This is a genomic window from Streptomyces sp. NPDC096132, assembly GCF_044763345.1.
Lineage (GTDB): Bacteria > Actinomycetota > Actinomycetes > Streptomycetales > Streptomycetaceae > Streptomyces.
Map to the genome: position 1 here is coordinate 67,449 of NZ_JBIWGA010000013.1, position 21,209 is coordinate 88,657.

The 21,209-nt window shown below is 72.1% G+C and carries 20 protein-coding genes; 15 read left to right on the forward strand and 5 right to left on the reverse strand.

Annotation, left to right across the window (positions count from 1 at the left end; all coding sequences use genetic code 11):
* The first annotated feature begins 4 nt into the window (after window positions 1-4).
* Genes ACIRF9_RS28675 through ACIRF9_RS28690 form a run of 4 tightly spaced genes read left to right on the forward strand, consistent with a single transcriptional unit; the run spans window position 5 to window position 3,919 of the window.
* Window positions 5-928 (forward strand): ABC transporter permease, encoded by a 924-nt coding sequence (locus ACIRF9_RS28675; RefSeq protein ID WP_403827877.1) that lies wholly within the window; start codon window positions 5-7, stop codon window positions 926-928.
* Window positions 921-1,901: an ABC transporter permease gene (locus tag ACIRF9_RS28680; RefSeq protein ID WP_403827879.1), complete on the forward strand. Its 981-nt coding sequence runs from the start codon at window positions 921-923 to the stop codon at window positions 1,899-1,901. The genes ACIRF9_RS28675 and ACIRF9_RS28680 overlap by 8 nt, the downstream gene beginning before the upstream one ends.
* Before the next feature lie 7 nt (window positions 1,902-1,908).
* Window positions 1,909-2,883 (forward strand): ABC transporter ATP-binding protein, encoded by a 975-nt coding sequence (locus ACIRF9_RS28685; RefSeq protein ID WP_403827881.1) that lies wholly within the window; start codon window positions 1,909-1,911, stop codon window positions 2,881-2,883.
* Window positions 2,876-3,919 carry an ABC transporter ATP-binding protein gene (locus ACIRF9_RS28690; RefSeq protein ID WP_403827883.1) on the forward strand — a complete coding sequence of 348 codons (1,044 nt, stop codon included), beginning with the start codon at window positions 2,876-2,878 and terminating at the stop codon, window positions 3,917-3,919. The genes ACIRF9_RS28685 and ACIRF9_RS28690 overlap by 8 nt, the downstream gene beginning before the upstream one ends.
* A 175-nt stretch (window positions 3,920-4,094) precedes the next feature.
* Here ACIRF9_RS28690 and ACIRF9_RS28695 read toward each other — a convergent pair whose 3' ends face one another.
* Window positions 4,095-6,239 carry a prolyl oligopeptidase family serine peptidase gene (locus ACIRF9_RS28695; RefSeq protein ID WP_403827885.1) on the reverse strand — a complete coding sequence of 715 codons (2,145 nt, stop codon included), beginning with the start codon at window positions 6,237-6,239 and terminating at the stop codon, window positions 4,095-4,097.
* 179 nt (window positions 6,240-6,418) lie between these two features.
* Here ACIRF9_RS28695 and ACIRF9_RS28700 point away from each other — a divergent pair, with 179 nt between their 5' ends.
* From ACIRF9_RS28700 to ACIRF9_RS28735, 8 genes are all read left to right on the forward strand, one after another.
* Window positions 6,419-6,613, forward strand: a complete 195-nt coding sequence (locus ACIRF9_RS28700) for a hypothetical protein (protein ID WP_189934182.1) — start codon at window positions 6,419-6,421, stop codon at window positions 6,611-6,613.
* A 63-nt stretch (window positions 6,614-6,676) separates the two neighbouring features.
* Window positions 6,677-7,549 carry an N-acetyl-1-D-myo-inositol-2-amino-2-deoxy-alpha-D-glucopyranoside deacetylase gene (gene mshB / locus ACIRF9_RS28705; RefSeq protein WP_403827888.1) on the forward strand — a complete coding sequence of 291 codons (873 nt, stop codon included), beginning with the start codon at window positions 6,677-6,679 and terminating at the stop codon, window positions 7,547-7,549.
* Window positions 7,549-7,959, forward strand: a complete 411-nt coding sequence (locus tag ACIRF9_RS28710) for a DUF6113 family protein (protein WP_403827890.1) — start codon at window positions 7,549-7,551, stop codon at window positions 7,957-7,959. The genes mshB and ACIRF9_RS28710 overlap by 1 nt, the downstream gene beginning before the upstream one ends.
* Window positions 7,960-8,113: 154 nt before the next feature.
* The gene (locus ACIRF9_RS28715) at window positions 8,114-10,588 is read left to right on the forward strand and encodes a hypothetical protein (protein ID WP_403827892.1); all 2,475 of its coding nucleotides are present in this window, start codon (window positions 8,114-8,116) and stop codon (window positions 10,586-10,588) included.
* A gap of 177 nt (window positions 10,589-10,765) precedes the next feature.
* Window positions 10,766-11,683, forward strand: a complete 918-nt coding sequence (locus tag ACIRF9_RS28720) for an ABC transporter ATP-binding protein (RefSeq protein WP_403827894.1) — start codon at window positions 10,766-10,768, stop codon at window positions 11,681-11,683.
* Window positions 11,680-12,435, forward strand: coding sequence for an ABC transporter permease (locus tag ACIRF9_RS28725; protein WP_403827896.1), 756 nt, complete (start codon window positions 11,680-11,682; stop codon window positions 12,433-12,435). The genes ACIRF9_RS28720 and ACIRF9_RS28725 overlap by 4 nt, the downstream gene beginning before the upstream one ends.
* A 5-nt stretch (window positions 12,436-12,440) precedes the next feature.
* Complete coding sequence (locus ACIRF9_RS28730) at window positions 12,441-13,643, forward strand: sensor histidine kinase (RefSeq protein WP_403828243.1); 1,203 nt, start codon at window positions 12,441-12,443, stop codon at window positions 13,641-13,643.
* Window positions 13,636-14,253, forward strand: a complete 618-nt coding sequence (locus ACIRF9_RS28735) for a response regulator (RefSeq protein WP_403827898.1) — start codon at window positions 13,636-13,638, stop codon at window positions 14,251-14,253. Before ACIRF9_RS28730 ends, ACIRF9_RS28735 begins: the two co-directional genes overlap by 8 nt.
* 34 nt (window positions 14,254-14,287) lie before the next feature.
* Here ACIRF9_RS28735 and ACIRF9_RS28740 read toward each other — a convergent pair whose 3' ends face one another.
* On the reverse strand, window positions 14,288-15,130 hold the full coding sequence (locus ACIRF9_RS28740; protein WP_403827900.1) for a tetratricopeptide repeat protein: 843 nt from the start codon (window positions 15,128-15,130) through the stop codon (window positions 14,288-14,290).
* Entirely contained in the window at window positions 15,127-16,344 is a 1,218-nt protein-coding gene (locus tag ACIRF9_RS28745; protein ID WP_403827902.1) for a GNAT family N-acetyltransferase, read from the reverse strand. The genes ACIRF9_RS28740 and ACIRF9_RS28745 overlap by 4 nt, the downstream gene beginning before the upstream one ends.
* A gap of 296 nt (window positions 16,345-16,640) precedes the next feature.
* On the opposite strand from ACIRF9_RS28745, the gene fdxA reads away from it, so the two are divergent.
* Together fdxA and ACIRF9_RS28755 are read left to right on the forward strand one after the other, a co-directional pair.
* Window positions 16,641-16,961: a ferredoxin gene (gene fdxA / locus ACIRF9_RS28750; RefSeq protein WP_007495984.1), complete on the forward strand. Its 321-nt coding sequence runs from the start codon at window positions 16,641-16,643 to the stop codon at window positions 16,959-16,961.
* A 130-nt stretch (window positions 16,962-17,091) separates the two neighbouring features.
* The gene (locus tag ACIRF9_RS28755; RefSeq protein WP_403827904.1) at window positions 17,092-18,189 is read left to right on the forward strand and encodes a bifunctional succinyldiaminopimelate transaminase/glutamate-prephenate aminotransferase; all 1,098 of its coding nucleotides are present in this window, start codon (window positions 17,092-17,094) and stop codon (window positions 18,187-18,189) included.
* 74 nt (window positions 18,190-18,263) lie between these two features.
* On the opposite strand, the gene ACIRF9_RS28760 is transcribed toward ACIRF9_RS28755, so the two are convergent.
* Both ACIRF9_RS28760 and ACIRF9_RS28765 read right to left on the reverse strand, forming a co-directional pair.
* On the reverse strand, window positions 18,264-18,713 hold the full coding sequence (locus tag ACIRF9_RS28760) for an ATP-binding protein (RefSeq protein ID WP_403827906.1): 450 nt from the start codon (window positions 18,711-18,713) through the stop codon (window positions 18,264-18,266).
* A 302-nt stretch (window positions 18,714-19,015) separates the two neighbouring features.
* Window positions 19,016-20,014 (reverse strand): heavy metal transporter, encoded by a 999-nt coding sequence (locus ACIRF9_RS28765; protein ID WP_403827907.1) that lies wholly within the window; start codon window positions 20,012-20,014, stop codon window positions 19,016-19,018.
* Between the two features lie 94 nt (window positions 20,015-20,108).
* Between ACIRF9_RS28765 and dapE the strand changes: the two genes are divergently transcribed.
* Window positions 20,109-21,191 carry a succinyl-diaminopimelate desuccinylase gene (gene dapE / locus ACIRF9_RS28770; protein ID WP_403827909.1) on the forward strand — a complete coding sequence of 361 codons (1,083 nt, stop codon included), beginning with the start codon at window positions 20,109-20,111 and terminating at the stop codon, window positions 21,189-21,191.
* Window positions 21,192-21,209 lie beyond the last annotated feature (18 nt).

Consider the following 21,209-nt stretch of genomic DNA (forward strand, 5'->3'; position numbering starts at 1 on the left):
CGCCGTGGGGCGGTACGTCCTGCGGCGTCTGCTGCAGATGGTCCCGGTGTTCATCGGGGCGACGCTGCTGATCTTCCTGATGGTGAACGTGCTGGGCGACCCGGTCGCCGGCCTGTGCGGCGACCGGGCGTGCGACTCGGCGACGACGGCCCAGCTGAAGAAGGAGTTCGGCCTCGACCGGCCCGTCTGGCGGCAGTACCTGACCTACATGGGGAACGTCTTCACCGGCGACTTCGGTACGGCGTTCAACGGCCAGCCGGTCACCGAGCTGATGGCGACGGCGTTCCCGGTCACCGCGCGGCTGACGGTCGTCGCGATCCTCTTCGAGATCGTCATCGGGATCACCCTGGGCGTGATCACCGGCCTGCGCCGGGGCCGTCCCGTCGACACCGGCGTCCTCCTCGGCACCCTCGTCGTGATCTCCGTCCCGACCTTCGTCACCGGTCTGCTGCTCCAGCTGCTGCTCGGCGTCGAGTGGGGCTGGATCAGGCCCTCCGTCTCCGCGGCCGCCGGCTTCGACGAACTCCTGGTGCCCGGCCTGGTGCTGGCCTCGGTCTCGCTGGCCTACGTCACCCGCCTCACCCGTACCTCCATCGCCGAGAACCGGCGCTCCGACTACGTCCGTACGGCCGTCGCCAAGGGGCTGCCGCACCGCCGAGTCGTCACCCGGCACCTGCTGCGCAACTCCCTCATCCCCGTGGTGACCTTCATCGGCGCGGACATCGGCTTCCTGATGGGCGGCGCGATCGTCACGGAGCGCATCTTCAACATCCACGGCGTCGGCTACCAGCTGTACCAGGGGATCCTCCGGCAGAACACGCAGACCGTGGTCGGCTTCGTCACCGTCCTCGTCCTGGTCTTCCTGCTCACCAACCTGCTCGTCGACCTCCTGTACGCCGTGCTCGACCCGAGGATCCGCTATGCCTGAACTGGAGCCCGAGGGCGACATCGCCGCGACCGGCGCGGGAGCCGCGGCCGACTTCGCGGCGAGCGAGGCACTGCCCCTGGAGAAGGCGACCGCAGGGGTGGCGGGAACCGGTGCGGGGGCCACGGGCCGGCCCCGTTCCCTCTGGTCCGACGCCTGGCGGGACCTGCGCCGCAACCCGGTCTTCCTCGCCTCCGGCCTGATCATCCTCTTCCTGGTGTTCGTCTCCCTGTGGCCCTCGGCCCTCACTTGGGAGAGCCCCCTCAAGTGCGACCTCGCCAGGGCCCAGGAGGGCTCCCGGCCCGGCCACCCCTTCGGCTTCGACGGCCAGGGCTGCGACGTCTACACCCGCACGGTCTACGGCGCCCGTACGTCCGTCACGGTCGGCGTCCTCGCCACCCTCGGGGTGGCCGTCCTCGGCAGCGTCCTCGGCGGCCTCGCGGGCTTCTTCGGCGGCGCCGGCGACGCGATCCTGTCCCGGATCACCGACATCTTCTTCGCGATCCCGGTCGTCCTGGGCGGCCTGGTCCTGCTGTCCGTGGTCACCAGCGACACCGTCTGGCCGGTCATCGGGTTCATGGTGCTGCTGGGCTGGCCGCAGATCTCCCGCATCGCCCGCGGCGCCGTGATCACCGCCAAACAGAACGACTACGTCCAGGCCGCCCGTGCCCTGGGTGCCTCCCACTCCCGCATCCTGCTCCGCCACATCGCGCCGAACGCCGTCGCGCCGGTGATCGTGGTCGCGACCATCGCGCTCGGCACGTACATCTCGCTGGAGGCGACCCTGTCCTATCTCGGCGTCGGTCTGAAGCCGCCCACCGTCTCCTGGGGCATCGACATCTCCGCGGCCTCCCCCTACGTCCGCAACGCCCCGCACGCCCTGCTCTGGCCCTCCGGCGCGCTCGCCCTGACGGTGCTGGCGTTCATCATGCTCGGCGACGCGATCCGCGACGCCCTGGACCCCAGGCTGAGGTGACGGCCGGATGCTGCTCGAAGTGCGTGACCTGCATGTGGAGTTCCGTACGCGGGACGGGATCGCCAAGGCCGTCAACGGGGTCAGCCTCGCGGTCGACGCGGGGGAGACGCTCGCGGTGCTCGGTGAGTCCGGGTCCGGCAAGTCGGTCACCGCCCAGGCGGTGATGGGCATTCTCGACGTCCCGCCCGGAAGGATCACCGGCGGCGAGGTCCTCTTCCAGGGCAGGGACCTGCTGAAGCTGAGGGAGGACGAGCGCAGGAAGGTCCGCGGCGCCGGGATGGCGATGATCTTCCAGGACGCGCTGTCCTCCCTGAACCCCGTGCTCTCCGTGGGCGACCAGCTCGGCGAGATGTTCGTCGTCCACCGGGGCATGTCCAGGAAGGACGCACGGGCCAGGGCCGTGGAGCTGATGGACCGCGTCCGCATCCCGGCGGCCCGGGAGCGGGTCGGGGACTACCCGCACCAGTTCTCCGGCGGGATGCGCCAGCGCATCATGATCGCCATGGCGCTCGCCCTGGAACCGGCGCTGATCATCGCCGACGAGCCGACCACGGCCCTCGACGTGACCGTCCAGGCCCAGGTCATGGACCTCCTCGCCGAGCTACGGCGGGAGTACCGCATGGGGCTCGTCCTCATCACCCACGACCTGGGCGTGGTCGCCGACGTGGCCGACCGGATCGCCGTGATGTACGCGGGCCGGATCGTCGAGTCGGCCCCCGTCCACGACCTCTACAAGGCCCCCGCACACCCGTACACGCGCGGCCTCCTCGACTCCGTCCCACGCCTGGACCGCAAGGGCCGGGAGCTGTTCGCCATCAGGGGCCTGCCGCCCAACCTCATGGACATCCCGCCCGGTTGCGCCTTCCACCCGCGCTGCGTGAGGGCCCAGGACGTGTGCCGGACGGACGTACCGCCGCTGTACGAGGCGGACGAGGACCGCAGGAGTGCCTGCCACTTCTGGAGGGAGTGTCTGCATGGCTAGTGCCCCGTCGGCCGAGCCGATCCTCGAGGTGAGCGGGCTGCACAAGCACTACCCGCTCACCCAGGGGGTCCTGTTCCGCAAGCAGGTGGGCTCGGTGAAGGCCGTCGACGGCGTCGACTTCGCGCTCGGGAAGGGCGAAACCCTCGGCATCGTGGGGGAGTCCGGCTGCGGCAAGTCCACGGTCGCGAGGCTGCTGGTGAGCCTGGAACGGCCGACGCGAGGGAGGATCCGCTACAAGGGCGAGGACATCACCGGGCTGTCGGGCAGGGCCCTGAAGGCCGTCCGCCGCAACATCCAGATGGTGTTCCAGGACCCGTACACCTCCCTCAACCCCCGGATGACGGTCGGCGACATCGTCGGGGAGCCGTACGAGATCCATCCCGAGGCGGCCCCGAAGGGCGACCGGCGCCGCAGGGTCCGGGAGCTGCTGGACGTGGTCGGCCTCAACCCGGAGCACATCAACCGCTACCCGCACCAGTTCTCGGGCGGTCAGCGCCAGCGGATCGGCATCGCCCGCGGCCTCGCCCTGCGCCCCGAGGTGATCGTCGCCGACGAGCCGGTGTCCGCCCTGGACGTCTCGGTCCAGGCCCAGGTCGTCAACCTCCTGGAGCGGCTGCAGGCCGAGTTCGAGCTGTCGTACCTCTTCATCGCGCACGACCTGTCGATCGTCCGGCACATCTCGGACCGGGTCGGGGTGATGTACCTCGGCCGGATCGTGGAGATCGGGCGGGACGAGGAGATCTACGACCACCCCACGCACCCCTACACCCAGGCGCTGCTGTCGGCGGTCCCGGTGCCGGACCCCGGGGCGCGGGAGCGGCGGCAGCGGATCATCCTGTCCGGCGACGTCCCGTCCCCGACGGACATCCCCTCCGGCTGCCGCTTCCGCACCCGTTGCTGGAAGGCGCGGGAGCGATGCGCGCGGGAGGTGCCGGCGCTCGCCCTACCGGCCGGGCCGGGGCATCCGGAGGGACCCGCCGCGCATGCCTCGGCCTGCCACTTCGCGAGGGACGATCATGGGGACCCGGGTGCATAGCAGCACATTTGTGCAGCAACTGCGTTAACACGCAGGCAACTTGGCTGACCCGATTCCGATATACGGACGCGTCAGTCTGAACAGCGTACGGCCGTGCGGGTGCCGTAAACGGGCCGGGGCGCGCCATGTCGCCCCGGCCCGTTGCTTTGCCTCGTCTCTTTGCCCGTTGCTTTGTCTAAGCGAGCGGGGCGAGCCCCAGTGAACGCTTCAGGAAGTCCACCTGGAGCAGCAGCAGGTTCTCCGCGACCTGCTCCTGCGGGGTCATGTGCGTGACGCCCGACAGCGGCAGCACCTCGTGCGGGCGGCCGGCCGCGAGCAGCGCGGAGGACAGCCGCAGGGCGTGCGCGACGACCACGTTGTCGTCGGCCAGGCCGTGCACGACCATCAGCGGCCGGTGCGGCTCGGCGGGCGCGGAGAGCCCCTCGTCGGTGACGAGCGAACTCTTCGCGTACGCCTGCGGGTTCGCCGCCGGGTCGCCGAGGTAGCGCTCGGTGTAGTGGGTGTCGTACAGGCGCCAGTCGGTCACCGGGGCGCCCGCGATGCCCGCGTGGAAGACGTCCGGGCGGCGCAGCACCGCGAGGCCCGCCAGCCAGCCCCCGTAGGACCAGCCGCGGATCGCCACCCGGCTCAGGTCCAGGGGGTACCGCTTCGCGAGGTCCTGGAGGGCGTCGATCTGGTCGTCGAGGCTGACCGTGAGGTCGTGGTGGATCGCCTTCTCCCAGCCGGGGGAGCGGCCCGGGGTGCCGCGTCCGTCGGCGACGACCACCGCGAAGCCCTGGTCGGCGAACCACTGCGAGGTGAGGTGCGCGTTGTGCGCGGCCAGGACCCGGGGGCCGTGCGGGCCGCCGTAGGGGTCGAGCAGGACGGGCAGCAGGGGTGCCGAGGGGTGCGAGGTGTCACTGGGGTAGTCCGTAGGCATAAGCACGGCGCACGGGATGCGTCGTGCGCCCCCTTCGGTGAGTGTCACGCGCGGGGACAGACCGGGATCTTCCGCATACGAGCGGACAGTCGCCGTCAGTTTTCCGTCGCGCAGGACCCGCGCCAGACTCCCCGGTCGGTCCGGCGTCGCCGACACCAGCACGGTCACGCCCCCGGCGCGCACCGCCGAGTGCACGCCCGGCTCCTGGGAGACGCGTTCCACCCCGAGTTCGTTGACGCGGTAGACGTGCACCTCGCCGATCTCCGGCTCCTCGGCCTCCTCCCCGGCCGACGCCGAGACCAGCACGTCGTCGGCCGTCACGTCCAGCACCGCCCGCACGTGCAACTGCGCCCCGGTCAGCGGCCGTTCGCCCACCGCGAGGACCCGGGCGCCGCCCTCGTCCGCGATCCGGACCAGCTGTCCCGAGGGGCTCCAGCACGGCACTCCAGGGAAAAGATCCAGCCAAATCGGATCTTCGTCCGCGTGCACCATCCGGGTGACTCCGGAGTCGGTGTCCACGGCCAGGAACAGCTGGCTGCGCTGATCGCGCGCCTGCACCAGAAGCAGTGGCGCCCCCGCCCCTGACCAGTGCACTCGTGCCAGATACGGGTAGCGAACCCGGTCCCAGACGACCTCCGTGCGCACCCCGTCGAGGCCGAACACGAACAGCCGTACGTCCGCGTTGGCCGTCCCAGCAGCTGGATACGGCACGTGTTGTGGGTCACGTTTCGGCTGTGCCGGATCGGAGATCCACCAGCGCTCCACCGGCGTGTCGTCCACCCGCGCCACCAGCAGCCGATCCGACTCCGGAGCCCACCAGAAGCCCCGCGAACGCCCCATCTCCTCGGCGGCGATGAACTCGGCCAATCCATAGGAAACCGTGTCGGAATCCGGCACCGCCACCGCCCGGTCGCCCTCGCCCTCGGCCCCCACGACCCGCAGCGCGCCTGCGGCGACATACGCGACGAGCCGCCCGTCGGGGGACGGACGGGGATCGACCACCGGTCCCGGGACCGGGAGTTCCCGGGCCGTACCGGCCCGCAGCTCGGCCGCGAAAAGCCGCCCTGACAAGGAGAAAGACGCCAACTCGACGGACTCGTCGGTGGCGTAGCCGACGATCCCGGCGCCGCCCTCGCGGCTGCGCTCACGGCGCGCCCGCTCCTCGGGCGAGAGATCCTCCGCGGTGCCTCCCAGGAGGGCGCGCGGGTCGGCGACCACGCGCTCCGTGCCGTCCGCCGGATCGAGGACCCACAGGGCGCCTGCGCGGTCCGTGCCGGAGCCGGAGCGCAGGAACGCGACCCGGGAGCCGTCGGGGGCCACCGTGAACGAACGCGGCGCGCCGAGCGTGAAACGCTGGGTGCGGGCGTGCCGGCGGGGGAAGGAGTCGGACTCGGTCGTCATCCCCTGACCATATTGGCCATGCGCCCCCTTGTGCGGCTGTGCGCCGAGAGATGCGCACGTACTCATAGTTATGATCACTAGCGCACTGTGGGTATGAACCTGCTGGCAGTTGTATGGATTTACAAGTTCCCTCGTTCTGTTCTGCCCCCACGTTCCCGGGTTCTTGGAGGTGAGCCGCCGTGGCACTCTCGATTTCGGCGGTGGTGCTGCTGGCGATCATCGTCTTCTTGTTGATCAAGAAGTCAGGACTGAAGGGCGGTCACGCGGTCGTCTGCATCCTGCTCGGCTTCTACCTCGCCTCTTCGACGGTCGCGCCCACCATCAGCGACCTGACGACGAGCGTGGCGAGCATGATCGGCAGCATCAAGTTCTGACGCGTGCCGTCCCTGCGTCTGCCCCTGCGCGGCCGAGGTAGTCCTGCCTCGTAGGGTGGGCCCATGACGGAACTGCCCGGCCGGCGTCTGCTGCTGGTGCACGCGCACCCGGACGACGAGTCGATCAACAACGGCGCGACCATGGCCCGGTACGCGGCCGAGGGTGCCCGTGTGACCCTGGTCACCTGCACCCTCGGGGAGCGTGGCGAGGTCATCCCGCCGCATCTGCGCCATCTGACCGGTGCCGCCCTGGGCGAACACCGCCTGCGCGAGCTCACCGACGCCATGGCCGAACTGGGCGTCGGTGACTTCCGGCTGCTCGGCGGCGTGGGCCGGTACGGCGACTCCGGGATGATGGGCATCCCGGACAACGACGACCCCGACTGCTTCTGGCAGGCGGACCTCGACGAGGCCGCCGCCCCGCTGGCCGAGGTGATCCTGGAGGTACGCCCGCACGTCGTCGTCGCCTACGACGACAACGGCGGCTACGGCCACCCCGACCACATCCAGGCCCACCGCGTCGCCGTGCGCGCCGTCGAGCTCGCGGGCAGGGCCGGATGGGCGGTCCCCAAGGTCTACTACAACCGCGTCCCGCGCTCCGTCGCCGAGGCCGCCTTCGCCCGGCTCCGCGAGGAACTGCCGGGGCTGCCCTTCACCAAGAGCGCCGCCGTCACCGACGTACCCGGTGTCGTGGACGACGAGCGGATCACCACCGCGATCGACGGCACCGCGTACGCGACCGCGAAGGCCGCCGCGATGCGCGCGCACGCCACCCAGATCGAGGTCGCCCCGGGCGAGCGGTACTTCGCGCTCTCCAACGAGCTGGCGCAGCCCCTCCTCACCACCGAGTACTACGAGTTGGTGCGGGGCGTACGGCCGGATCGGTCCTCCGAGCGGGAGACCGACCTGTTCGCGGGTGTCGAGGAGGTCGCGTGATGTCCGGTCCCGGTTCGATGCTCGCCCAGCCCCTCCGGCGGCCCTCCGGAGGACGGATCGCCGCCTATGCCGGGCTCCTGCTCCTCGGCGCGGTCACCGGCCTGGCCGGTGCGCTCGTGCAGGCCGGCTGGTTCCCGGGCGGGCTGCTGCTCGCGCTCGCCGGCGCGGCCGGGCTGTTCCTCGGCGGGGCACAGGCCGTCCGCAGCCGTGCCGGAGCCGTCGCCCCCGCCGCGGGCTGGATGGTGGCCGTGATCCTGTGCACCGCCGGACGACCCGAAGGCGACTTCGTGTTCGGCGCGGCAGGCGGCTCCTACCTCTTCCTGCTCGGCGGCATGGCTCTTGCTGTGATCTGCGCCACTCTGGGTTTGGGGCGGCAACCGCTCGGTCCAGACGTCCGACTTGGCAAGTGACGTACCACTTCGCCATGGCGCGAGCGTGCGAGTCCCGTGTGGGTTTCAACGGCGGTCGTGGGATACGGGCCAGAAGTGGCCAGTATGGTGGTGCGCGCCGCCGAGCTGCCCGTGAGGTCGTGGCGGGCGGCGGAGCCAACCTGGAGAACCTGCCTTGAGTCGTGAAACTGACACTCCGTCCTCCGGGCCCAACGGGCGCGGAGGGGCCGCGTACCCCTCGGGTACGCCGCCGTACGGAATTCCCGTGGTGTCCGACAGCGGTGCGGACGCGGGCCGTTCGGCCGACCAGCCGGAGGAACGCAAGACCGAGACCACGCTGACGACCCGGATCCGGATCAACATCCCCGGATCGCGGCCCATTCCGCCGGTCGTCGTGCGCAAGCCCGTCGCGGACTCCGAGGGTGACGACACCGGTACCCACGCGCAGCCGAGAACCTCCACGGGCCCCACGGGCCCCGCCGGCCCCACGGGCTCCACCGGGTCCGACACGGGCACCTTCGAGGCGCCCGCGGAACCCGCGCCCGCAGCCGAGGAGAAGACCAGCGACTGGTTCGCCCCGCGCAAGTCCGGCGCCCCCAAGGGCGGTCAGGGCGGCGGCTCCACCAACGGGGCGGGGATTCCGGGCGCTTCGGCCGCGGGTGCGGGCGGAGCCGGTGCTCCGGGTGCTCCGGCCGCTGCGGGTGCTCCGGGTGCCGGTGGCGCGCGTCCCGGTGCCGGCGGTGCGCGTCCGGGTGCCGGTCGGCCCGGTGGTGTGGTCGGTTCCATGAGCGCGCCGGGCGGCTCCCGCCCGGGCGGCACCAACGGCGCGGGGCTCCCCGGCGCCACCGGCGGCCCGGTGGCTCCCGGGCACGGCGGCGGCACCGGTTCCTTCGACGTGACCGAGGCGCTGGCCGCGGGCCCGCTCGGCACCCCCCGACCGGGGCAGACCCCCGGCCAGGGCGGCGGTGCCGAAGCGCGCCGCGACGAGCTGCCGTACTTCTCGGACAACGGCCGCGGCGACCAGAACGGCTTCTCCGGGACGAACGGCCAGGGCGGCACTCCGGCGGGCCCCGGCGGCCTGCACGACTTCAACGCCCCGGCCGGTCCCGGCAACCGGCACGACTTCAACGGCCCGGACGACCCCACCGGCTCCCACGGCCGAGGCGGCCCGCAGGGCCCCGCAGGACCGACCGGCGGCCCGGTCACCGGCGACGGCCCGATGGTGCCCCCGGTGACGCAGGGCGCGGCCGGCCCGGCGATCGGCGCCCCCGGTGCCCCCGGTGCCCCCGGCGTCCCCGGCGTCCCCGGCGCCCCCGGCACCCAGGGTGGCCCCACAGGCCCAGGCGGGTACGGCCGTCCCGGTGGCCCGGCGGGTCCCGGTGGCCCCCGTGGCGCGGCTCCCGGGACCGGCCCCGGCACGGGCAGGCTCCCCGGTGGCGGTCTGAGCGACGACACCGCGATCCTCACTCCGCAGAAGCCGGCCCCCGAGCCGGGCCCGGGCGGCTACGGCCGTCCCGCCGACAACGTCTCCGGGCACACCGTCACCAGCGGCATCCCGGTCGTCCCCGCCGGCGGTCAGGGCGGCCCCGGCGCGCCCTTCGCGCCCGGCGGCGCGCAGAGCGGCGGACCGGGGGCGCAGACCCAGCCCAAGGCGCCCGCGCCGGCCGCGCAGAAGGCGTCCGCGGGTTCCAAGAAGGCGAAGAAGAAGGGCCGCAGCAAGCTGGTCCTGCTCGGCGGAGTGCTCGTCCTCGGCGGCGTCGGCGTCTACGGTGCCGGGCTGCTGATGAACCACTCCGACGTGCCCAAGGGCACCACCGTCCTCGGCGTCGACATCGGCGGCGGCACCCGCGACGACGCCGTCAAGAAGCTCGGCGACGCCTTCGACAAGCGGTCGGCGCAGACGCTGAAGCTGTCCGTCGACGGCGACACCGTCTCCCTCAAGCCGGACCAGGCGGGCCTGCAGTTCGACATCCAGGCCACGGTCGACGACGCCGCGAAGAGCGACTACAACCCGGTCTCCGTGATCGGCTCGCTGTTCGGGCAGCAGCGCGAGGTCCAGCCCGAGATGCCGGTCGACGAGGAGAAGCTGCAGGCCGCCCTGGAGAGCGCGGCGGGCGGCTCCGGCTCGGCCACCGACGGCACGATCAAGTTCGAGTCGGGCAAGGCCGTCGCCGTCTACGGCAAGGCGGGCAAGGGCATCGACGCGGCGAAGGCCGAGGACGCCGTCGTGGCGGCGTACCGCACCCAGGTGGAGTCGGGCTCGACCAGCGCGGTGAAGGTCCCCACCACGACCAAGCAGCCGACGATCACCGACGCCGAGGTCGACCGGATGATGAAGGAGTTCGCCGAACCGGCGATGTCCGGAAACGTCAAGATCGAGGCCGAGGGCACCGCCCAGTCCATCGAGTTCAGCCCGAAGAACTCCCTGTGGAAGTTCCTCGGGGTCAAGGCCATCGACGGCAAGCTGGTGGAGAGCTACGACCAGGAAGCGCTGAAGGAGCTGTACGGCGGCACCTTCGACGGCGTCCTGATCACCCGTGGCACCGGCCAGAAGACCGCCGTCACCGTCCAGGACGTCATCGGCGCCCTGCGCCCGGCCCTGAAGAGCACCACGGACCGCACGGCGGTCATCGAGACCGACCCGAGCTGACGGTCGCAAAACAGTGAAGGGGGCGTCCCGCGGGGCGCCCCCTTCGCCGTGCCGCATGACAGCCGCGCCGCATGACAGCCGTGCCGCATGACAGCCGTGCCGCATGACATCTGTCATGCGGCACTGTGGACGTCCGGCACTGCCGCCGGGCGGGCCCGCCGGGCGACGATCGCTGTCATGACGACGATGACAGCACCCGTGGTCGGCTTCGACCGGGTGAGCAAGAGCTACGGGGACGTGCGGGCCGTGGACGGACTGACGCTCGCGCTGCACCCCGGGGAGACCGTGGCCCTGCTGGGGCCCAACGGCGCCGGCAAGTCCACCACCCTGGACCTGCTGCTCGGCCTCAAGCAGGCCGACGGCGGCTCGGTCCGCGTCTTCGGCACCAGCCCGCGTGAGGCGATCGTCGCCGGCCGGGTGGGCGCCATGCTGCAGAGCGGCGGACTGATGGACGAGGTCACGGTCGCCGAGCTGGTCGGGCTGGCCTGCTCCCTGCACCCCAGGCCCTACCAGGTCTCCGACGTGCTGGCCCGCGCGGGCGTCGCACCGATAGCGGGCCGCAAGGTCAACAAACTCTCCGGCGGCCAGGCCCAGCGCGTCCGCTTCGCGCTCGCCACGGCCGGCGACAGCGACCTGATCGTCCTGGACGAGCCCACCACCGGCATGGACGTCACCACCCGCCAGGGGTTCTGGGCCACCATGCGCGAGCAGGCCGACCAGGGCCGTACTGTCCTGTTCGCCACGCACTACCTGGAGGAGGCCGACGCCATCGCCGACCGGGTCCTGGTCCTGCACCGGGGCCGGCTGCTGGCCGACGGCACCGCGGCCGAGATCAAGGCGAAGGCCGGGGCGCGGAGGGTCTCCTTCGACCTGGCGGAGGACCGGATCGACGAGACCGCACTGCGCGCGCTGCCCTTCCTGACCTCCCTCGACATAGCGGGCCGCACGGTCCGCATCCAGTCCTCCGACGCCGACGCCACCGTCCACGCGCTCTACGGCCTGGGCGTCTACCCCCGCAACCTCGAAGTCGCCGGGCTCGGTCTGGAGCAGGCGTTCGTCGCGATCACCGCCGCCGAGGAGGCGAAGACCAAGTGAACACGCTCGCCTCGCGAAGCCTCATCCGGCTGGAACTCACCCGCGCCCTGCGCAACCGCAAGTTCCTGTTCTTCTCGGTGATCTACCCGTCGGTCCTGTTCCTGCTGATCGCGGGCAGCGCCGACGCCACCGAGAAGGTCGACGGCACCGGTCTGACCCTGCCGACCTACATGATGGTCTCGATGGCCTCCTTCGGCGCCCTCACGGCCGTGCTGATGGGCAACAGCGAGCGGATCGCCAAGGAGCGCGAGAGCGGCTGGGTGCGGCAGTTGCGGCTGACCACGCTCCCGGGTCATGGGTATGTCCTCGCCAAGACCGCGAGCGCGGCCGTCGTCAGCCTCCCGTCCATCGTCGTCGTCTTCGCCGTGGCCGCGGCCGTGAAGGGGGTACGGCTGGACGCCTGGCAGTGGCTCGCGCTCACCGGCGCGATCTGGGCCGGCAGCCTCGTCTTCGCCGCCCTGGGCGTCGCGATCGGCTATCTCGCCAGCGGGGACGCGGTCCGGCCGATCACGATGATCACCTACTTCGGGCTGTCGATCCTGGGCGGCCTGTGGATGCCCACGACGACCTTCCCGCAGTGGCTGCAGGACATAGCCAAGTGGGTGCCCACCCACGCGTACGCTGCCCTGGGGCAGGCCATCGAACAGAGCCGGGCCCCGCATGCCGAGGACATCGTCATCCTGGCCGTCTTCTTCGCCCTGTTCACGGGCGGCGCGGCCTGGCTGTACCGGAAGGACACGCTGAAGGCGTGAGTGCCATGACGGACGACCCGCTGTCCCAGGAGGCCCGGCAGGGACCGCCGCTCCTGCTCGGCCAGCCGGCCCGCAACCGAAGGGAACTGCTGCGGCGCAAGGTCCTGTGGATCGGCATCTGGCTGGTCTTCCTCAGCTCGCCGGTTCACGACCTGGTCACCGGCAGCCACACCGCCGGCGGCACGGCGGGAGGCTGGCTGGGCCTGGGGGTGTTCGTCGCCGTCTACCTCTCCCTCCTGTTCCGGAACATGGGGGCGGCGCCCTACCCGCCCGGACTCGTCGGCAGCCTGATCGCCGCCCTGGCCGGTCTCGCCACCCTCCTCTGCCTCACCCTGGGCTCCGCCTGGCTGGGCCTGTTCTGCTACGTCTCCGTCGCCTGCGGGGTCGCCCTCCCCCTGCGGGCGGCCTACTGGGCCATCCCGGCCACCGCCGCCTCGATGATGATCGTCGGCCTCCGCGCCGGTGAGGAGGAAGCGGCCGACCTGCTCCTGCTGGTGCTGCTCATCGGGTTCGCGATGACGGGCGTGGTCCAACTCGTCCGTACGACCATGGAGTTGCGCAAGGCCCGGGCGACGGTCGCCCAACTGGCCGCGAACGAGGAGCGGTTGCGTCTGGCGAGGGACCTGCACGACCTACTGGGACACTCGCTCTCGCTGATCACCCTGAAGAGCGAACTGGCGGGCCGGATGCTCCCCGCGCACCCCGAGAAGGCGGCCCAGCAGGTCGCCGACATCGAACAGGTCAGCCGCCAGGCGCTGGTCGACGTCCGCGAGGCCGTCACCGGCTACCGGCGCCCCCGCCTCGCCGCCGAACTCGCCGGCACCCAGGTCGCGTTGACGGCTGCCGGCATCACCGCGGAGGTCCCCGCCGAACCCGACCTCGACGGCGTCCCCCAGGAGAGCGAGTCCGCCCTCGCCTGGGCCCTGCGCGAGGCGATCACCAACGTCGTACGGCACAGCGGGGCCGACCGCTGCACGGTGGACCTCGTCAGACGCCAGACCCTCGACGGTCCCGTCCTGGAGCTCTCCGTCGAGGACGACGGCTCCGGCGGCTCCGGCAAGGGCCCGGGCAACGGCCTCACCGGCCTCACCGAACGTCTGGAGAAGGCGGGCGGCACCCTGGAGGCGGGCCGGGGCGGACGCGGTTTCCGCCTGGTCGCCCGCGTCCCGGCGGGCACCACCCCGGACGTAGGATCCCGCCATGAGTGACGGCACGATCAAGGTCCTCCTGGCGGAGGACCAGTCGATGGTCCGCGAGGCACTGGCGGCCCTCCTCGGCCTGGAGGACGACATCGAGGTGGTCGCCCAGGTGGCCCGCGGCGACGAGGTCCTCGCGGCCGCCCGTGCCCACGACATCGACGTGGCCCTCCTCGACATCGAGATGCCGGGCGCGACCGGCCTCGAGGCGGCTGCCCAGCTCAACAGGGAACTCCCGGGCCTGAAACTGGTCGTCCTCACGACCTTCGGCCGACCCGGCTATCTGCGCAGCGCCATGGAGGCGGGCGCCGACGCGTTCCTGGTCAAGGACGCCCCGGCCGCCCAACTGGCCGAGGCGGTACGGAAGGTGCTGGCGGGGGAGCGGGTCATCGACCCGACCCTGGCGGCAGCGGCCCTGGCGGAGGGGGCCAACCCCCTGACGGACCGCGAACGGGAGATCCTGCGGGCAGCGGCCGACGGCTCGACCAACGCGGAATTGGCGAAACACCTGCACCTGTCCCAGGGCACGGTCCGCAACTACCTGTCGACGGCGATCCAGAAACTGGCGGCGAGGAACAGGGCGGAGGCGGTACGGATCGCCAGAGAGAAAGGCTGGCTGTAGCCAACCCAGCGGCGCGAGGCCGTGCCGGACGGCCTCAGTTCAACATCGCTCGCGCCGCCTGAGCCTGCTCCCGAACCTTCTCGGCGGCGGGCTCATCCACCACTTCCACCAACGACGCGTACTCCTCCAACTCGGTCGCCCCGCCGATGAAGTCCCCCCGCTGAACGAGCAACTTCCCCCTCTCGTACCGCAACCGAGCCGGATGCGAGGGGATGAGCAGCGACAACTCCACCGCCCACAGCCCGACATCCGACCGCTCCGGCCGAGCCGCCGCCCAGGACCGGATGTTGTTGAGGATCCGCGTCACCACCTCCATCGGCTCGGCCGGCGTCAGCATCGACGGCTCCAGCCGGGCCCCGGTCGCCCCGGCGACCAGCAGTTCCGCGTCGCCGACCGTCAGCACCCGCCCCCCGTCGAACGGATCGACCAGCACCTGGCGCTCGATGTCCTCCGGTGGCCCGAAGCCCACCACGAAGTGCCCCGGCAGCGCGACCCCGTACACCGGCGCCCCCGCTCGCCGGGCCACCTCCACCCACACCACCGACAGCAGGATCGGCAGCCCTCGCCGCCGTAGCAGCACCTGGTGCAGGAGGGAGGACTCCAGCCGCTGATAGTCGGCGGCGGAGCCGTGGAAGCCGTACCGTCCGCCCAGCAGCTCCCGCAGGGCCACCGCCCAGGCCCGCGGCCCGCCGGGCCGGTACGGCAGCTCCCCGGCCAGCCGGTCGAGCTCCGCCTGCGCGGCGTCCAGCCCGGCCTCGTCCAGCTGCGGATCCGCCGCCGCGCCCACCAGCAGGCACAGCAGGGACAGATCGGGCCGCTCGGACCGCGCCTCCTCGGCGAACAGCCGCCGCACCTCTGCGGCGTCGTACGCGCTCACGACGGTTCCCGGTAGTGGTGGTAGGCGTGGTGCGCCGAGAAGCCCATCCCGGCGTACAGCGCCCGAGCCCCCGCGTTCTCCTCCTCGACCTGCAGCCAGGCGGCCGAGGCGCCCTCGTCCAGCGCCTTGCGGGCCAACGCGGCCATCACGGTCGTGGCCAGCCCCGTGCGCCGATGCGCCGGATCGACCTCCACGGCGGCGAAACCGGCCCACCGCCCGTCCACGACACACCGCCCAATGGCGGCGAGCCCACCACCGGAGGAGGCGGAGGGGCCGACCGAGCCGGGCAGACCGGCCGGAGCGGGGATGCCGGCCGGGCCGGGCGTGCCGGCCGGGCCAGCCACGTCGGCAGGGCCGGTCATGCCAACCGGGCCAGCCACGTCGGCCGGGGTGGCTATGCCGGCCGTGCCGGTCGCGCCGGACGGGTAGGCCACGCCGGACGGGTAGGCCACGCCAGACGGGTAGGCCACGCCAGACGGGTCGGCCGCACCAGACGGGTCGGCCGCACTGGCCACGTCGGTCGCGCCAGCCGCACCGGCCAGGTCGGTAGCGTCGGCTGCACCGGCTGCACCGGCTGCACCGGCTGCACCGGCTGCACCGGCTGCACCGGCTGCACCGGCTGCACCAGCCGCACCGGCCGCACCGGGTATCGACGCGAACCACACCGACGGGCCGCTCCCCAGCACCTTCAGGGCCACCTCGCTCACCCCCTTGCGCTGATACCGGGCCAGCCACGCCTCGTCGGCCTCCCGGGCCGTCACCACACCCTCAGCGTCCGCCCGGTCGGCGATCGGCGCCAGCGCCCCGATCCACAGTTCCGCGGTCACCTCGCGCACCCAGCCGCGCCGCTCCAGTTCGGCGCAGAGCATTTCCTGGGTGCCCTCGGCGCCGGTAGCGGTCTGTACATAGGCGGGCAGACCGCGCGGCGCGTACCAGCGTCGTACGGCATCGAGGGCCTCGTCGAGCGGCAGGCCGGGGTCACCGAGCGGCAGTACGGAGTTGGCGCGGCGGGTGAACCCGGCCGCGGCCCGCAGCTCCCACTCACCGAGCCGCTCGCTCTCCACGGGCCGCCAGGCCCGGGAGGAGACGCGGGCCAGCTCCTCGTAGGTGGCGGCGGGCCCCCGGCGGCGGGCCGGGGCGGCCGGGACGACCTTTCCGGCGACCAGCGAGGACTCGTCAATCCGGACGCTCTCCCCGCTCTTCCGTGTGATCACCAGCACACCGTCGTCCCATGATGTGAGAACACCCACCGTGTCGGTGAATTTCCCCTCCGTGACTCCAGTGCCGCTCAAACACCGCACGGAGACGCGTTTGCCCACGTCAGCAGCGGTGACACGGACCTCGAGGCGTCCGTAGGCCGAGATTTCCACAGGTCGGTCCACCCCTCCTGTTCGGATCATGCCCAAGAACGGAGATACTAGGGGCGGGCATCGACGACGCCGCGCTCCCGCGCGCCAGGCGGCAGGGCCTGAGGAGGCCCGCCAGCGCCCTATCGAGGAGGAACGACAGCGTGACCTACGTCATCGCGCAGCCTTGTGTCGACGTGAAGGACAAGGCGTGCATCGAGGAGTGCCCGGTCGACTGCATCTACGAGGGCCAGCGGTCCTTGTACATCCACCCGGACGAATGCGTCGACTGCGGCGCCTGTGAGCCGGTCTGCCCGGTCGAGGCGATCTTCTACGAGGACGACACTCCGGAGGAGTGGAAGGACTACTACAAGGCGAACGTCGAGTTCTTCGACGAGCTCGGCTCGCCCGGTGGCGCCAGCAAGCTCGGGCTGATCGAGCGGGACCACCCGTTCGTCGCCGCGCTGCCGCCGCAGGCCGAGTAACCGCATCAGCGGCCCGCACCCACCGTGCCGCCTCGGTCCCGTACGGCCTGATGAGTTCTGTCGGCCATGCGGGACCGGGGCGTTTGCCGTCCGTACGAGAAAGTCCGTACGAGAAAGTGAGCCAGAACCCGTGTCCGCAGTCTCCGACCGTCTGCCCACATTCCCCTGGGACAAGCTGGAGCCGTACAAGAAGAAGGCCGCCTCGCATCCGGACGGCATCGTCGACCTCTCCGTCGGCACCCCGGTCGACCCGGTCCCCGAGCTGATCCAGAAGGCCCTGGTCGACGCGGCGGACTCCCCGGGCTACCCGACGGTCTGGGGCACCCCGGCGCTGCGTGACGCGATCACCGGCTGGCTCGAGCGCCGGCTGGGCGCCCGCGAGGTCACCCACCGGCACGTCCTGCCGATCGTCGGCTCGAAGGAACTCGTCGCCTGGCTCCCGACCCAGCTGGGCCTGGGCCCCGGCGACCGGGTGGCGTACCCCCGTCTGGCCTACCCGACGTACGAGGTCGGCGCCCGCCTGGCGCGCGCGGACTACGAGGTCTACGACGACCCCACGGAGCTCGACCCCGAGGGCCTGAAGCTCCTCTGGCTGAACTCCCCCTCGAACCCGACCGGCAAGGTCCTGTCCAAGGCGGAGCTCACGCGGATCGTCGCCTGGGCCCGTGAGCACGGCGTCCTCGTCTTCTCCGACGAGTGCTACCTCGAACTGGGCTGGGAGGCCGACCCCGTCTCGGTCCTGCACCCGGACGTGAACGGCGGCTCGTACGAGGGCATCGTCGCGGTCCACTCCCTCTCCAAGCGCTCGAACCTCGCGGGCTACCGCGCCGCCTTCCTGGCCGGCGACCCGGCGGTCCTCGCGCCGCTCCTGGAGATCCGCAAGCACGGCGGCATGATGACGTCGGCCCCGACCCAGGCGGCCGTCGTGGCGGCCCTGGGCGACGACGCCCATGTCCACGAGCAGCGCGAGCGGTACGCGGCCCGCCGTACCGTCCTCCGCGAGGCGCTGGTCGACCACGGCTTCCGCATCGAGCACAGCGAGGCCAGCCTCTACCTCTGGGCGACCCGGGACGAGTCCTGTTGGGACACCGTGGCCCACCTGGCCGAGCTGGGCATCCTCGTGGCCCCGGGCGACTTCTACGGCGAGGCGGGCGACGCCTTCGTCCGGGTGGCCCTCACGGCGACGGACGAGCGGATCGCGGCAGCGGTGAAGAGGCTCGCCCGGTAGACGTGCCGAGACACACGGCGACGGGGCCCAGGAACTCTCCCTGGGCCCCGTCGCCGTGTGTCACCGGAGGCGGGTCAGCCGATCGGCAGACCCTTCAGGGTGTTGCCGCCGCCCGGCAGTCCGCCCTTGGCTAGGCCGTCCGTCGGCAGTCCGCCCTTGGTGGCCGACTTGGCGGTGTCCCCGACGACGGACCCGGCGGACCCGGCGGCCTCGCCGGCCGCCTTCTGCACCGCGGGCGTGGCCTTCTTCACGGCCTTGCCGCCGGTCTTGCCCGCGGCCGGCACCGTCTGCTTGACCGCCTTGCCGCCGGCTTCACCCGCGAGCCCGGTGGCGCTCTGCGCCGCGCCGTCGACCGTGTTGCCGACGTTCGCCCCGTCCAGGGCGGTCAGCCCACCGAGGTTCGGGGTGGCGGGCAGGGTGGAGGGGGCCGCACTGGCGGAGCCGGCCGCACCGACCCCGGCGGCCGCTCCCGCAGCGACGAGCAGCGCGGCACGGGCGATCCGGCGGGTCAGGGGGAGGGACATGATGCTCCTTCGACGGGAGAGAACAGAGAACAAGTACTGCGACTGTCTGTCCGGGCCCGGACGCAGTGACTACCGCTCGAAGCCCGCGAAGGTTGCGGACGCCCAACGTAAAGAGTTGGCAATGCGTCGCATTATCGGTTGTGGATAAAAATGGGCGAAACCCGTCCGGCGGGCAGGCCCGCACCACCTCCGGAGCCCTTTGTTCCCAAGGCCTTCGCCGCCCACGGGGGTGACGGCGCGAAAACCTGAGCACCCCGCCGGCGTACCACCCCGCCCCTCACTCGACCGGGTGAGGACCCGTACTACTGCCCGGTGACGATCCGTACGCTGCCCGTGCCGCCGCCCGACCCCGACGCCCCGGCGGCCTCCGTGCTGCTGGAGCCCGCCGCCCGCCACTGGCTGTCGGTGTTCCCGGCCGTCCACTCCCGGCCCGCGTACGAGACCCGCTCGATGTGCAGCGCAGAGGCGTTGGCCACCGCCCAGTGCGCCAGCTGCCAGCCCCGCTCACGGACGCTGCGCCCGGCGGCGGTCGTCTCCCGGGACACCGGCAGTGTCACGGTCCGCCCGTTCGTCTCGGCGGCGGGGACGTCGTCGTCGGCCGAGGCGGACGTCTTCTCGGCGTCCTTCGCCTGCGAGTCCTCCTCCAGCGCGTCCCGCCCGAAGTCCCGTACGAGCGCCGCACGCACCGCGGCCGGGCCCGTGCTCGTCGCGGTGGCCACGCGTCCGTCGCAGGTCAGCGTGGCCGCCGAGGTACCGGTGAGCGCGGCGGCCAGCAGCACGGCGTCCGACTCGTGCTTGGCGTACGCCTCCGGGTAGCCGCTGCGCTGCACGCGCTGCGCGGCGACGGTGAGCGGGAGCTCGGTGTAGTCGGGCACCTTGGCGAGGTGCTCGTAGAAGATGTCCGCCGCGTACGCCGGGTCCGTGACCTGCTTCACCGTGCCCCAGCCCTGCGAGGGACGCTGCTGGAACAGGCCGAGCGAATCACGGTCGCCGTGGGCGAGGTTGCGCAGCCCCGACTCCTGGATGGCGGTCGCCAGCGCGATGGCCACGGCCCGCTCGGGCATGTCCCGGTCGGTGCCGACGGCCGCGATCGTCGCGGCGTTGACCGCCTGCTCCGGCGTGAACTCGTACGCCGTCCCGTCCGCCGTGCCGGAAACGACTCTGCAGCCGGGATCGTCGGCTCCGCCGGTGACGTACTGGACCACGACGTAGCCCGCGACGGCGGACAGGACCACGCAGGCCGCCCCGAAACGGAGGAGGCGGCGGCCGCGGCGCTTGGGGGAGGGGGACGGCTCTGGCACGCGTACAAGGTACTGGAGAGTACGGAGGCGGAGGAGACGGCTGCGCAAGGCTGTGAAAAGCGCGACGGTCATCTGGCGCGTTAGGGTCGACCGCATGGCCGACACCCCTCTTGATCTCACGCTGGACGCCGCCGCCCTCACCGCGCAGCTCGTCGACTTCCCCTCTGAGAGCGGCACCGAGAAGCCCCTCGCGGACGCGATCGAGACCGCCCTGCACACCCTGCCGCACCTCACGGTGGACCGCTACGGCAACAACGTGATCGCCCGTACCCGCCTGGGCCGCCCGGAGCGGGTGATCCTCGCCGGCCACATCGACACCGTCCCGATCGCCGGCAACGTCCCCTCGCGCCTGGACGAGGACGGGGTCCTGTGGGGCTGCGGCACCTGCGACATGAAGGCGGGGGTCGCGGTCCAGCTCCGTGTCGCCGCGACGGTCCCGGCCCCCAACCGCGACCTCACCTTCGTGTTCTACGACAACGAGGAGGTCGCCGCCGACCTCAACGGCCTCAAGCATGTCGCCGAGGCCCACCCGGAGTGGCTCGCGGGCGACTTCGCGGTCCTGCTGGAGCCGTCGGACGGCCAGGTCGAGGGCGGCTGCCAGGGCACCCTGCGCGTGCTGCTGAAGACCTCCGGCGAGCGGGCCCACTCGGCACGCGGCTGGATGGGCTCGAACGCGATCCACGCGGCGGCCCCGATCCTGGCCCGCCTCGCGTCGTACCAGCCGCGATGGCCCGTCATCGACGGCCTGGAGTACCGCGAGGGCCTGAACGCGGTGGGCATCACCGGCGGAGTGGCGGGCAACGTGATCCCCGACGAGTGCGTGGTCACGGTCAACTTCCGGTACGCGCCGGACCGCACCGAGGAGGAGGCGATCGCGCACGTCAGGGAGGTCTTCGCGGACTGCGGGGTCGCCGAGTTCGTGGTGGACGACCACAGCCCGGGAGCCCTTCCCGGCCTCTCCCACCCGGCCGCGGCCGCCTTCATCGAGGCGGTGGGCGGCACCCCGATGCCCAAGTACGGCTGGACCGACGTCAGCCGCTTCTCCTCGCTGGGCATCCCCGCGGTCAACTACGGCCCCGGCAACCCGCACTTGGCACACAAGCGGGACGAACGGGTCGAAACGGCCAAGATCCTGGCGGGCGAGGAGCGCCTGCGGGCCTGGCTGACCGGAGCGTGACACGCCGACGTCCCCCGC

Excerpts from the sequence above, each read along its gene's own strand:
- ACIRF9_RS28680 (WP_403827879.1), top strand. The coding sequence starts at position 921 with ATGCCTGAACTGGAGCCCGAGGGCGACATCGCCGCGACCGGCGCGGGA.
- ACIRF9_RS28685 (WP_403827881.1), top strand. The coding sequence starts at position 1,909 with ATGCTGCTCGAAGTGCGTGACCTGCATGTGGAGTTCCGTACGCGGGAC.
- ACIRF9_RS28690 (WP_403827883.1), top strand. The coding sequence starts at position 2,876 with ATGGCTAGTGCCCCGTCGGCCGAGCCGATCCTCGAGGTGAGCGGGCTG.
- ACIRF9_RS28695 (WP_403827885.1), bottom strand. The coding sequence starts at position 6,239 with ATGACGACCGAGTCCGACTCCTTCCCCCGCCGGCACGCCCGCACCCAG.
- mshB (WP_403827888.1), top strand. The coding sequence starts at position 6,677 with ATGACGGAACTGCCCGGCCGGCGTCTGCTGCTGGTGCACGCGCACCCG.
- ACIRF9_RS28710 (WP_403827890.1), top strand. The coding sequence starts at position 7,549 with ATGTCCGGTCCCGGTTCGATGCTCGCCCAGCCCCTCCGGCGGCCCTCC.
- ACIRF9_RS28720 (WP_403827894.1), top strand. The coding sequence starts at position 10,766 with ATGACGACGATGACAGCACCCGTGGTCGGCTTCGACCGGGTGAGCAAG.
- ACIRF9_RS28730 (WP_403828243.1), top strand. The coding sequence starts at position 12,441 with ATGACGGACGACCCGCTGTCCCAGGAGGCCCGGCAGGGACCGCCGCTC.
- ACIRF9_RS28735 (WP_403827898.1), top strand. The coding sequence starts at position 13,636 with ATGAGTGACGGCACGATCAAGGTCCTCCTGGCGGAGGACCAGTCGATG.
- ACIRF9_RS28760 (WP_403827906.1), bottom strand. The coding sequence starts at position 18,713 with ATGTCCCTCCCCCTGACCCGCCGGATCGCCCGTGCCGCGCTGCTCGTC.
- dapE (WP_403827909.1), top strand. The coding sequence starts at position 20,109 with ATGGCCGACACCCCTCTTGATCTCACGCTGGACGCCGCCGCCCTCACC.